The organism is Streptomyces venezuelae (assembly GCF_008642335.1).
In the GTDB taxonomy this organism is placed as follows: domain Bacteria; phylum Actinomycetota; class Actinomycetes; order Streptomycetales; family Streptomycetaceae; genus Streptomyces; species Streptomyces venezuelae_F.
Map to the genome: position 1 here is coordinate 138,247 of NZ_CP029191.1, position 12,624 is coordinate 150,870.

The window sequence follows — 12,624 nt, forward strand, 5'->3', positions numbered from 1 at the left end:
GTCAGCTGGCGGCTTCGACGGCCTTGCGCAGGGCGTCGGCGCGGTCGGTGCGCTCCCAGGTCAGCTCGGGCAGTTCGCGGCCGAAGTGGCCGTAGGCGGCGGTCTGGGCGTAGATGGGGCGCAGCAGGTCCAGGTCGCGGATGAGCGCGGCCGGGCGCAGGTCGAACACCTCGGTGACGGCCGCTTCGATGGCGGCCTGCGGGGCGGTGGCGGTGCCGAAGGTCTCGATGAACAGGCCGACCGGTTCGGCCTTGCCGATGGCGTAGGCGACCTGGACCTCGCAGCGGGCGGCCAGGCCCGCGGCGACGACGTTCTTGGCGACCCAGCGCATCGCGTAGGCGGCGGAGCGGTCGACCTTGGAGGGGTCCTTGCCGGAGAAGGCGCCGCCGCCGTGGCGGGCCATGCCGCCGTAGGTGTCGACGATGATCTTGCGGCCGGTCAGGCCGGCGTCGCCCATCGGGCCGCCGATCTCGAAGCGGCCGGTGGGGTTGACGAACAGGCGGTAGTCGTCGGTGTCGAGTTTGATGCCGTCGTCGGCGAGCCGGTCCAGGACGTGTTGCACGACGTGGGTGCGCAGGTCGGGGGTGAGCTGGTCGGTGAGGTCGATGTCGGCGGCGTGCTGGGAGGAGACGACGATGGTGTCCAGGCGCACGGGCCGGCTGCCCTGGTATTCGATGGTGACCTGGGTCTTGCCGTCGGGGCGCAGGTAGGGGACGGTGCCGTCCTTGCGGACCGCGCTCAGGCGGTGCGAGAGGCGGTGGGCCAGCTCGATGGGCAGCGGCATGAGGGTGGGCGTCTCGTCGGTGGCGTAGCCGAACATGAGGCCCTGGTCGCCGGCGCCCTGGCGGTCCAGTTCGTCCTGGTCGCCCTCGACGCGGTTCTCGTAGGCGGTGTCCACGCCCTGGGCGATGTCGGGCGACTGGGCGCCGATGGACACCGATACGCCGCAGGAGGCGCCGTCGAAGCCCTTGGCCGAGGAGTCGTAGCCGATGTCGAGGATCTTCTGGCGGACCAGGGTGGCGATGTCGGCGTAGGCGGTGGTGGTCACCTCGCCGGCGATGTGGACCTGGCCGGTGGTGATGAGGGTCTCGACCGCGACGCGGGAGGCGGGGTCCTGGCTGAGCAGGGCGTCCAGGACGGTGTCGCTGATCTGGTCGGCGATCTTGTCGGGGTGGCCCTCGGTGACGGATTCCGAGGTGAACAGACGGCGGGACATGGCTCTCCTGGCGGGAGGGGGTGGGTGTGGGTGGTGGTGGCTGGGAAGGGGGCGGTGGCCGGGGGCGGGCAGCCCTGGGGGCGGTGCAACTCCAGTGACGGGCCCGCGGGGTTGCATCCACACGCCGCGCGCGGATCCCGGGGGGCCCTCCGGGGGTGCAACTCCCCTGGCGGCGCGCAGGACTTGCGTACCCACGCCGCGCGTGGCGCCGTGGGCGCGCGCCCTGCGGGGGCGCACCTCCCGTGGCGGTGCGCAGGGTTACGTACGCACGTCGCGTGCGGGCCCGGGGGCGGCCGCCGGGCGCGGGAGGCCCCCGGGGGGCGCGACCCCCGCGCGGTGGTACGCGGAGTTGCGTACGCACGCCGCGCCGGCCGGGGGCGGCCGGGGGCGTCGGGGAAACCGCCCCGCTCCCCTCCCCCGCTCCCGGGCCGGGGGCACCGACTCCGGTGGCGGTCTGGGGGGGGTGGCGCCCCGCCGGTCCCCCGGCCGCCGGGCCCCGGGGGGGGCCGGGCCGGGCGGGTCAGGCGGGGTCGGGCAGGTGGTGGCGGAGCTGCTGGGTCAGGGCGATGCGCTGGACCTTGAGGGTGGCGGTGCGCGGCAGGTCGGCCTGCGGGAGCTGGACGGGGTCGGCGAGCTGGGGGAAGTCGGTGACCGCGGCGCGCCAGCGGGCGCGGTCCAGGGGGGCGTCGTCGGTGGTGCAGACGACGGGGACGGGCCGGTCGTCGGGGCCGGTGACCACGACCAGTTCGCTCAGTTCCGCCAGCCGTCCCAGGACGACGTCCTCGATCTCGAGGGAGCTGCGCACGCCGTCGATCATGTCGACTTCGCGGTCGAGCATGTGCAGGCAGCCCAGTTTGGTGCGGTAGCCGACGTCGCCGGTGCGCCACCAGGCGCCGTTGCGGTTGGTGTCGTAGCGGTCCTGTTCGGCGTGGTAGGTCTTGGCCAGGCCGGGCCAGGCGACCTCGATGAAGCCGGGGTTGGTGGGCGAGGGGGTCTTGCCGTTGCGGCTGACGACGCGGACCCTGGCGGCGCCGGCGGGCATGGCCCAGCCCACGCAGCGGCCGTTGGCCTTGTGGGCGGAGTTGCGGAAGTAGGCGCGGCCGACGGCGGGGCCGACCTCGCTCTGTCCGTAGATCTGGAAGAACAGGGCGCCGGGGCGGTCGGAGGCGTTGAGCAGCCGGCCCATGGTGCGCGGGTGGATGGCGTCGAAGGTGCTGCTGAAGACCTTCACCGAGGCGAAGGGGCGGCGCGGGTCGCCGGCCAGGTCTTCCCAGTCCATCAGGGAGTTGGGCAGGGCCTCGACGAAGCCGGGGCGGTGGGCCAGGAACTGCTCGGCGACGCTGTCGGGGTCGGATTCGTTCATGAGGAGGATCGGGAGCTGTTTGAGCAGGGCCAGGGACATCGCCGCGACCATCCGGGAGTGCACGAAGGGGATGTGGATGGCGACGGTGTCCTTGCGGCGCAGCAGGGTGAGCAGGCGCCACTGCGGGACCAGGCGGATGCCCTGGGTGCGGGGGGTGTGCACGACGAGTTTGGGCAGGCCGGTGGTGCCGGAGGTGTGGGTGATGACGGCGGCCTCGTCGATGGGGCGCACGACCGGGGCGACGCGGGGGGCGTGGGCGAGGCGGGCCAGGGACTGGGTGCCCTCGCGTTCACCGGCGGTGATCAGGACGTGCCGGGTGAGGTCGGCCAGGGCTTCCTTGGCCAGGCCCGCGTCGAGTTTGGGCAGGTCGGTCAGGAGGCTGGGGCGTTCCAGGCGCTGCATGAGGGCGGCGACGGTGGGGGCGTCCAGGGCGGGCGAGAGCATCACCGGGACGGCGCCGATGCGGGAGGCGGCGGCGCCCAGCATCCAGATGTCGGCGTTGGCGCTCTTGTGGATGACCAGGTGTTCGTCGGGGCGGATGCCGGCCGCCCACAGGCGGGCGGCCAGGTCGTCGATGGCCTCGGCGAACTCGGCCAGGGTCAGGCGCCGGCCGGCCTGGGGCAGGACGTGCAGGTCGTGGTCGAGGGTGATGGGGATGGAGCCGTTGACGGCGGCGGCCATCTCCGGCAGGAGACCGAGGTGCAGACCGCGCTTTTGGATCGATGCGTAGACCGTGGAGCCCTTCATCGGGGCTGTCTCCTTAGGTGAGGTGGCCGGACGGCGACGGGATGGGGGCCCCGGGGCGGGGCCGGGCCTTATCGGGCGGGGTGGGGCGGGTCGGGGCGGTGAGGGGGGCGGGCCCGGTGGTGGGCCGGGGTGCTGCGGCCGGGATGCTGCGGGGTGGGCCGGCCGCGGCGGAGCGGGCCCGGCCGCCCCCCGGGGGAGGGGAGGCCGGGCCTGCTCCGGCGGCGCGACCGAGGGCGTGGCTGGTGCGACCGAGGGCTCCCGGCGGTGCGGCGGACCGGCCCCAGTGGCAAGGCCGACGCGCCCCGGCGGCGCAGCGGGCCCGCAGCAACGACTCCGGCGCCCTGGCCCGTTGGACGCCCGGTCGAGCGGTGAGGCAGGCCGGCCGCAACGGTCAGGCGGGCAGGCCCGGCGGTGGGCCGCGCCGGCCACGGCGATGTGGGCGGCGGCCACCGCGACAGTGCAGCGGGGCCACCACGGCGGTGCGACCGCCCCCAACGGCGGGGCAGCCCCCACGGCGCGGCCGACAGCCACCACGACAGCGCAGCAGGGCCGCCACGAACAGCGCGACCGACACACCCCAACAGCGGGGCAGCCCGGCCCCACCGCGCGGCCGACGGCCACTGCGACGGCGCAGCGGAGCCGCCACGGCGATGCGACCGCCCCCCAACGGCGGGGCAACCCGCCCCCACGGCGCGGCCGACAGCCACCGCGACAGTGCAGCGGAGCCGCCACGGCGATGCGACCGCCCCCCAACAGCGGAGCAGCCCACCCCCACGGCGGTGTGGCCGACGGCCACCACGACAGTGCAGCGGGGCCGCCACGATGGCGCGACCGCCCCCAACGGCGGGGCAGCCCACCCCCACGGCGGCGCGGCCGACGGCCACCACGACAGTGCAACGGGGCCGCCACGGCGATGCGACCGACACACCCCAACAGCAGGGCAGCCCGCCACGGCGGCGCGGCCGACACCCACCGCGACAGTGCAGCGGCCGCCACGGCGGTGCGACCGACACTCCCCCCAGCACGCGGTGGCGCGGGCCCGCCGCAACCGCGAAGTTGCTGCCCCCCGCCGTGCAGCGGGCCGGGCCGGATGTTGGGCCCCCCGGGGTGCGCCGCCGGTGTGGTCGGCCGAGGTGTGGAGCGGGCCGGGGTGCCGGGTCCCTGGGCCGGACGGGCTGGGTGGCGGGGAGGAAAATTTTTGGGGGGCGGGCTCACATTGTGCGGGGCTGTGTCGTCGGAGGGGTGAGGCGGACGAGGCGGACGCCGCCGGGCCGTATCGCGGGCCCGGGGGTCGCTGCCCCGGACCGCACCGGGGCGCCGGGGGCGCCCCCTCGGGCCGGGTCTGCCGACCGGCCGCGCCCCCGGCTCCGCCCACCGGCCACCGGCCGGGCCCGCACGGTTCTGACCGAAGCCGCGCGGGCCCGGCCGGGTTCACCCACCCCCGCCCCCGGGCGGGGCGGGGGCGGGTCAGGCGGCGGCGCGGCCGGCCTTGAGCGCGGCGGTGGTGTCCACCACGCGGCGGGCCTGGTGGCGGGCGGCCTGCAGCGCGACCTCGCCGGGCGCGCCCTCGCCGGCGACGTGCGAGGTGCCGTACGGGTTGCCGGACTGGAACTGGATGGGGTCGGTGTAGCCGGGCGGCACGATGATGCCGCCCCAGTGGTAGAAGGTGTTCGACAGCGCCAGGATCGTCGACTCCTGCCCGCCGTGCGCGGTGTTGCTCGCGGTGAACGCGGAGAACACCTTGCCCGCGATCTTGCCCGCGAACCACAGCGGGCCGGTGGTGTCGATGAACGCGCGCAGCTGGCTGGCCGGGTTGCCGAACCGGCTGGGGGTGCCGAACAGGACCGCATCCGCCCAGGCGAGGTCGTCGTGGGTGGCCTCGGCGATGTCGGTGGTGGCCGCCCGGTGCTCCACCCAGGCGGGGTTGGCGTTGACGGCGGCCTCGGGGGCGGTCTCGGCGACCTTGCGCAGCCGCACGGTGGCGCCGGCTTTCTCCGCGCCTTCGGCCACGGCCTGGGCCAGGGCGTGCACGGTGCCGGTCGCGCTGTAGTAGATGACGGACACGTTCACAGGGTCCACAGCTGTTTCCTCGTGTTCTGGGTGCTGAGTACTGGGTGCTGAGTACTGGGTGCTGAGTGCTCGGTGCCGGGTGCCGGGTGGGCGTCGTACGCGGCGCGGCTAGCGGGCGATGACCAGCGTGGCGGGCGGGGCGGAGTGGAAGGTGATGTCGCTGAAGCCGGCCTTGGTGAGCCAGGCGTGGTAGTCGGCGCGCCGCCAGGTGCCGCCCTGCTGGGACTTCAGGAGCATCTCGGAGGCGAACAGCAGCGGGAAGGCGGGTCCGGTGCGGTCGTCGTCGACGACGTAGTCGCACACCACCAGGGCGCCGCCGGGCTTGAGGGCGTCCTTGAGGCGGGTGAAGACCTCGATGTTGTCCTCGGGGCCTTCCTGGTGGGCGATGTGCGAGTACAGCGCCACGTCGTAGGCGCCGGTGCCGAAGTCGGTGGTGTGGAAGTCGCCGTCGATGCAGGTGAAGCGGTCGGCGACGCCGCGTTCGGCGAGCAGCTCGCGGGCGATGGCGTTGATGGGTTCCCAGTCCAGCTGGGTGGCGCGGGCGGCGGGGTTGGCCTCGAGCCAGGTGGCGGAGTAGATGCCCGAGCCGCCGCCGACGTCCAGGATGGACAGCGGGCCGGCCTCGGACAGGCGCAGCACGTCGGCGGCGACGGCGGCGGCGGGCACCGACTGGGCGGCGATGGCCGGCACGACCTGGCCCCAGTGGGGGTTGTCGGCGACTTCGGTGGTGGGGTCGCTGACCGGGCCGCCGGCGCGTACCACCTCGGGCAGGGCGGCCAGTTTGCCCATGTGGGTGAGCTTGAGGCGGGCCATCGCGGACAGGTCGGCGGGCCGGCCGGCGACCAGGTAGGCGGAGGCGGCCGGGGTGTTGCGGTAGCGGCCCCGCTCGAGGGTGACCAGGCCGATGCTGACCAGGCCGTCCAGCAAAGTCTGGGCGCCGCGTTCGGAGATCTGGGCGCGGGCGGCCAGCTGGGCGGCGTCGTGGGCGCCGTCCTCGAGGTGGGTGAACAGGCGGTGTTCGGCGGCGGCGCCCAGGATGCCGGTGGACCAGTAGCCGTTGATGAGCCGCAGGATGGTGTCCGGCCCCCAGTCCGGAGCGGAATCCGGCCCGGCATGCCCCGCGGTGTCCGGCCCGGTGTGGGGCGTGGTGGTCGTGGTGGGCTGGTGCTCGCTCATGCGGTTCCTCCCCGGCCCGCGGGGGCCGCGTGGGTGCGAAGGGCGGTGCGCAGCACCGTCACGACGCGTTCGATCTGGTCGGCGGTGAGTTCGGCGTGCATGGGGATGGCCAGGTGGCGGGCGAACAGGTCGGCCGAGACGGGGCAGGCCTGCCGGGCGGCGAAGACGGGCTGCAGGTGGCTGGCCCAGGTGCCGTGGCCGCAGCCGATGCCCTGGCCGCGCAGGTCGGCGGCGAGGGCGGCCCGGTCCACCCGCGCGTCCAGCGCGATGAGGTAGGACTGCCAGGCGTGCGTGCGGTCGGCGGGCACCTGGGGCAGCGTCACCAGTTCCTCGTCGGCCAGGAGTTCGCCGTAGGCGGCGGCGACCTGGGTGCGGCGGGCCAGGAGTTCGTCGATCCGGCCGAGCTGGACCTGCAGGATGGCGGCGGCGATGTCGGAGAGCTTGAAGTTGTAGCCGATCTCGGTGAACTCCGGGATGGGCAGGCCGACGATCTTCGACTGGTCGAAGATGCTGCCGATGCCGAAGGAGGAGCGCAGCCGGGCGTCGGCGGCGATGGCCGGGTCGGCGGCCAGCAGGGCGCCGCCCTCGCCGCTGGTGGCGCCCTTGCGGCCGTGGAAGGACAGGCAGGAGACGGGGGCCAGGGCGCCGGCCTGGCGGCCCTGGTAGGTGGCGCCGACCGCGCAGGCGGCGTCCTCGATGAGGAACAGGCCGTGCCGGTCGGCCAGGGCCTGCAGTTCGCGGTAGTCGGCGGGCAGGCCGACGGTGTCCACCGCGATGATGCCGGTGGTGCGCTCGGTGATCAGGTCGGCGACGGCCTGGACGTCCACGGTGTGGGTGTCGGGGCGTACGTCGGCGAAGACGGGCACCGCGTCCAGGTAGCGCACCGCGTGGGCGGGGGCGGGGAAGGTGTAGTCGGCGACGATGACTTCGTCGCCGCGCTGCACGCCCAGCGCCAGCAGCGCCACGTGCAGGGCGGCGCCGCAGTTGCTCAGGGCGACCGCGTCCATGGCGTAGCGCTGGGCGAGCTGGGCCTCCAGGGCCTTGCCGCGCGGGCCCTGGCCGGCCGGCCAGCCGGAGGCGAACACCTCGGCGACGGCGGCCAGTTCCTGCTCGCCCAGGCTGGCGTGCACCAGCGGAACGGCGGCACCGGACCCGGCGGCGGGGGCGGACGTGGCGGCGGAGGCGGCGGGTGTGGTGGTGGTCATGGCGGTCACGTCCCCTGCGGCTTGGGCGACTGCTGCGGCTGCGGCTGCGGTGTGGTGGGCGGCTGGTAGCGCAAGGGGGTGAGTTCCTCGACGTCGTAGCGCTTGCGCATCTCCTCCACGGCCGCCGGGTCGACGGTGGTGCCGCGCGCCCAGATCTCCGCGATCTCCTCGAAGTACTGCTCGTGGTCGGGCGAGGGGAAGCTCTGGAAGAGCATCTTGACCGGCTTGTCGGTGGCGTTGCGGAAGGCGTGCGGGGTGCCGGTCGGCACGAACATGCAGCCGCCCTCGGCGGCGCGGATGACGCGCTCGCCGCTGGCGGAGCGCCAGTGGTGCCAGGTGTCGCGGGTGCGTTCGGTGGGCTCGAAGCACATCAGGTCCAGCTCGCCCTCGAGGACGTAGAAGAACTCCTGGGACTCGTGGTGGACGTGGGCGCCGACGTCGAAGCCGGGCGGCACGATCACCTCGAAGATGGAGACGGCGGAGCCCTGCGCCTGGGTGGCCTTGAAGGTCACCTCCTGCGCCGGGGTCTTCAGCGTGCGTCCCCCACCGGGCGGGACGATCAGGCTGGAAGTCATGTGATGGTTTTCCTTCGGTTGTCGCGGACATCTCGCACGGCGCGCGGCCCGCACCTGCCCCTGTATGGGGGGGGCGGGCGGCCGGGGCGGCGGGTCAGCCGGCGGCGGGCGGGGTGTCGCTGTTCCAGCGGCCCAGGGCCATCTCGGCGGTGATGCCGGGGCCGAATCCGGCGATCAGCCCGGTGGCGTCGGGCATCGGGGTGTCCTCTTCGAACAGGCGCAGGGCGGCGTCCAGGACGACCGCGCTGGCGATGTTGCCGTACTCGGTCAGCGTGGACCAGCTGTGGCGGAACACCTTGCGGTCCACGTCCAGGAACTTGGCCAGGTCGTTGAGGATCCGCGGGCCGCCGGCGTGCACGATGTAGAAGTCGAGGTTGGAGGCGTCCCACTGGTGGCCGGCGGCGAAGTCGCGCAGCACCGGGGCGAGGGGTTCCATCGTGCCGGGCACCCGGCGGTCCAGCTGGAAGTGGAAGCCGGTGTCGCGCACCGAGTAGGAGATCCAGTCCTCGGTGTCGGGGATGAGGTAGGAGGAGTTGCGCTCCAGCTCGATGCCGGTGCCGCCGGTGCCGCGCACCACGGCGGCGGCGACCGCGTCGCCGAACAGGCCGTCGGAGAGCAGGGAGCCGATGTCGTCCATGTCGGGCTGGTAGCACAGCGAGCACAGCTCGCAGGAGACGATCAGGACGTTGCTGCCGGGGTGGGCCACGCAGAAGTCGTGGGCCCGGTTGATGGCGGCGCCGCCGGCCGCGCAGCCCAGCTGGGCGATGGGGATCTGGCGGGTGTCGGAGCGAAAGCCCATCTTGTTGATGAGCCAGGCGGTCAGCGAGGGCATGAGGAAGCCGGTGCACGACACGTAGATGATGGCGTCGATGTCGCGGGCGTTGACCTCGGCGTTGGCCAGGGCCTCCTCGACGACCTCGGGGGTGCGTTTTTTGGACTCCGCCTCGTAGATGCGGTTGCGCTCGGTCAGGCCGGGGTGGGCCAGGGTCTGCTCGATGGGCTGCACGATATGCCGCTTCAGCACCCCCGTGTTGCGGATCAGCCGCAGCGCCAGGGGCAGTTGCGGCTTTCCGGCGTGGACGCTCTCGGCGAATTGAAGCGTCTCTTCCGCTGTGATGACGTATTCCGGCACACGCACTGACGGCTTGCATAGCCTAGGCATATCGGGAATCCACTTTCTCTAGAGTCTGCCTTCTGCACGTGAGGAAGCTGCTTAGCTTTCGCGCACTCCCGGTGCCGCCCGGCGGGCGGCGGCGAGGGCAGCTGCTGTGACGGCGTCTGCCGCGCCGCCTTCGCCGGCCCCGGACCAGCACCACATCCCGCGCCCTCTTCTGCGCGGGCCCTGTCGAACCTGCACGGCCCGGTGGAGCCCTGGGGGCGGGGCCCGTGGGGGCAAAGCCCCGGGGTAGCTCCCCGGGGCAGGTCCCCGGGGCAGGTCCCCGGGGGTGCCGGGGGCCCGTGGGGCGGGCCCGCTGGGCAGGGCCCGTGGGGGCGGGGCCTGCCCGTGGGGGCGGGCCGGCCCGTTGGGGCGGGGCCCGTTGGGGGCAGGGGTGGTGGTCCGGGCGCCGGGGAAGGCGGCGCGGATGATGCATCGGGTGGGGCAGGCCGGCTCGAGGGCCGGGTGAGGCGGAGTGCGGTGGGGCGGAGTGCGGTGGAGCGGAGTGCGGTGGGGCGGAGTGCGGTGGGGCGGAGTGCGGGGCCGGGGTTCCCGGGAGGGTGTGGCCGAGGCCGGAGGCCCTGGCGGGGAGGTGCGCGGGCGCGGTGCCGCGGGAGGGTGTGGCCGGGGGGCGGGGTGGTGCGGGTGCGCGGTGCCGCGGTCTTGCCCTGGCGGGCGGGGTACGGGCGCGGGTCCGGGGCGGTGGGGCGTGCCGTGGGGTGCGGGCCGGGGGGTGGCGCCGGGCGGGCGTTGCGGGGCCCGTGGGGGTACGGGGGCGCCCCGGCGGTACGGGAGAGGCGCCCTCGCCCTGGGCCCGGGGGGGGGCGGCTCGTCGTCCGCCGTTCACCGCCGGCTGCTGGCTGTCGGCTGCTGGCCTCTCGCGGTGCTGGCGCGTTGTCGAAGGGCGGTCGCGTACCGGGCCGGGCGCGGCGGGGCATGGCGGGGCAGGGGCAGCGGGCAGGGGCAGCGGTCCGGTGCGCGCCGGCTGTTCTCCTGCCGGTGCGCCCTTTCTGGGTCCGCCGCCGACCGGCCCCCGCAGGGGGGTTGACCGGGCCGGGCCGGATCGGGCGGGGCCGCGGCACGGCTGCGCCCACGCGGGATGGGCTCACTGCCGGTGTCTGCCGGTGCGGGTGCTGGCGCGGCTTTTTCCGGTACGGATTTCGTCACGGCCGAGGAGCCGAAATCAAGGAGGGAAAATCCCTGCCGGGCCCGCGTGCGTCGACGCCGGGCGTCAGGGCGTACGGGCAAATAAATGCGGTGGGGGGAAGCGATGCCGCCGGGTCGTGAACTCGGCAGGGCCGTTAGGGGCGGCGGTTACGACGCTCAACCCACCGCCTCAGAACCGGCTTTGGGCAGGGAAGTCGTGCGGAAATAGTGACACGGATGCCGTCCCGGCACCAAGGGACTCCGAAAGTGACGTAGGTCACTGCGCCGGGGTGTTGTGCGCTCCGTATCTCCGGACGGCTGTCCGCCTTCGCGCGGAGTGAGGGCGTCCGCATCTCCCGCTGGACGGGGGCGAGTTGGCTGCCGCGGTGCCGGGGCGGGGACGGGAGCGTGCGGAGGGCGCCCGCCGCGCTCCGGCGGGTCGGGCCCGGCACTCCCCCACCACCGCGGCCGCGGTGCACGGCCGCCCCGCCTGCGCCCCGGGGCGGCGCCCCTACCTCCCTCCCCGTAACGGATGCCATCTCAACGACCGTGCCAGGGCACCCGGTTGGGCCCGGGTTGCGGCAGGACCGGACAGGCCTGGGGCTGCGGCAGGCCCGGTTGGGCCTGGGGTTGCGGCAGGCCCGGTCGGGTCGGATGCCGCGGGGGCGGGCGTCCGGGGCGGCCGGACGGCGCACGCCCGGGGGGGGCCGGGCCGGGCACAACGCCTTGGGGGGGCGTATGCAGCGGTGCGTGCCGCCCCTCCCCCGCCGGCCGGCCGGGCGGGCGGGCGGCCAGGCGGGCGGGTGGGGTGCGGGTCCGGGGGACGCTCCGGGCTCCGGCCGTCCCGGGGGGGGCGCCGCGTGTGGAGGCGGCGCCACCGCGTGCGGGGGCGGCGTCCGTGTGCGGGGGCGGCGTCCGTGTGCGGGGGCGGCGTCCGTGTGCGGGGGCGGCGTCCGTGTGCGGGCCGGGGCGGGGGCGGTGTTGGCCGGGGCGGGGTCAGAGGACGCGGATGGCGGATTCGGCGTGGTGGCGGGCCAGTTGCAGGGTCTGGCGGCTGTCGCGGGCGAGGTCGGCGCGGATGCGGCGGCGGGCCTCGGCCAGGGTGGTGCCGGCGCCCAGGACCTGTTCGATGTGGTCCTCGCGCAGCAGGGCGTGGTGCTGGGCGACGACGGTGACGCCGCGTTCGTCGGGCAGGACGGACCATTCGCCGCAGTGCGCGGCCAGCAGCGGGCGGGGCACGGTGGCCTTGTGCACGATGCGGCCGGCGTGCGGGAAGCAGATGCGGATGCCGGCCACGTTGCGGGCGGGTCCGCCGTCGTCGGCGGCAAGTTCCAGGGCGACTTTCTGGATGCCCAGGTGGGGTTCTTCCAGGGCGGCGCGGCGCACGTGCGGGAGCTGGCCGGGCCAGTCGGCGACGTCGTAGAGGAAGCCGTAGACCAGTTCGGCGGGCCCGTGGACGCGGATCGACTCGGCGAAGGAGAGGGCCAGCTGGTCCAGGCGGGTCCAGCGTTCGGCCAGGAACTGCAGGCTGCGCAGGGTGGAGCGGGTGTTGTCGGTGGTGACCTGGGCGAGCCAGATGGCGTCCTGGGGCCGGTCGGGGGCGGCGGTGAACTCGTGTTCCAGGGTCACCCGGCAGCGGCCGGGATCCAGCGGCTGCACGCTCCAGCGGCCGGCCATGGAGGTGGCGGGTTCCATGAGCAGGTCCTGGCGGAAGGCGATCTGGCGGCGTACGGGGTCCTGGGTGCGGTGGGCGGTCCAGGAGACGATCTGGCCCTCGGCCAGGGCCCAGACCCGCACGCGTTCGTGGACGCCGTCGAAGTCCAGGCGCTGGGCGTAGATGTTGCGCGGCAGGTAGAGCGGCCAGCGCTCGGGGTCTGCGATCAGCGCGTAGAGGGTGGCGGCGGGTGCGGCCACCTCCCGCGTGTGCGACAGCCGGTGGATGCGCTCGCCGGGCACCGGGCCCCCCTTTC

Annotated in this window: 8 protein-coding genes; all 8 read right to left on the reverse strand. The window is 74.8% G+C overall.

The window, feature by feature from the left end; all coding sequences use genetic code 11:
- Position 1: 1 nt before the first annotated feature.
- The 8 genes from metK to DEJ49_RS00670 all read right to left on the reverse strand — a co-directional run bounded on the left by metK (position 2) and on the right by DEJ49_RS00670 (position 12,610).
- On the reverse strand, positions 2–1,216 hold the full coding sequence (metK, locus tag DEJ49_RS00635; protein WP_150181859.1) for a methionine adenosyltransferase: 1,215 nt from the start codon (positions 1,214–1,216) through the stop codon (positions 2–4).
- A 520-nt stretch (positions 1,217–1,736) separates the two neighbouring features.
- Entirely contained in the window at positions 1,737–3,326 is a 1,590-nt protein-coding gene (locus tag DEJ49_RS00640) for a class I adenylate-forming enzyme family protein (RefSeq protein ID WP_150181860.1), read from the reverse strand.
- Positions 3,327–4,793: 1,467 nt separating this feature from the next.
- Positions 4,794–5,405, reverse strand: coding sequence for an NAD(P)H:quinone oxidoreductase (gene wrbA, locus DEJ49_RS00645; RefSeq protein WP_150181861.1), 612 nt, complete (start codon positions 5,403–5,405; stop codon positions 4,794–4,796).
- Positions 5,406–5,504: 99 nt separating this feature from the next.
- The gene (locus tag DEJ49_RS00650) at positions 5,505–6,572 is read right to left on the reverse strand and encodes a class I SAM-dependent methyltransferase (protein WP_150181862.1); all 1,068 of its coding nucleotides are present in this window, start codon (positions 6,570–6,572) and stop codon (positions 5,505–5,507) included.
- Positions 6,569–7,777 carry a DegT/DnrJ/EryC1/StrS family aminotransferase gene (locus DEJ49_RS00655; RefSeq protein ID WP_150181863.1) on the reverse strand — a complete coding sequence of 403 codons (1,209 nt, stop codon included), beginning with the start codon at positions 7,775–7,777 and terminating at the stop codon, positions 6,569–6,571. Before DEJ49_RS00655 ends, DEJ49_RS00650 begins: the two co-directional genes overlap by 4 nt.
- A 5-nt stretch (positions 7,778–7,782) precedes the next feature.
- The gene (locus DEJ49_RS00660; protein WP_150181864.1) at positions 7,783–8,352 is read right to left on the reverse strand and encodes a cupin domain-containing protein; all 570 of its coding nucleotides are present in this window, start codon (positions 8,350–8,352) and stop codon (positions 7,783–7,785) included.
- Positions 8,353–8,446: 94 nt separating this feature from the next.
- Positions 8,447–9,514: a type III polyketide synthase gene (locus DEJ49_RS00665; RefSeq protein WP_150181865.1), complete on the reverse strand. Its 1,068-nt coding sequence runs from the start codon at positions 9,512–9,514 to the stop codon at positions 8,447–8,449.
- Between the two features lie 2,136 nt (positions 9,515–11,650).
- Positions 11,651–12,610 carry an aromatase/cyclase gene (locus DEJ49_RS00670; RefSeq protein WP_150181866.1) on the reverse strand — a complete coding sequence of 320 codons (960 nt, stop codon included), beginning with the start codon at positions 12,608–12,610 and terminating at the stop codon, positions 11,651–11,653.
- Positions 12,611–12,624: the final 14 nt, after the last annotated feature.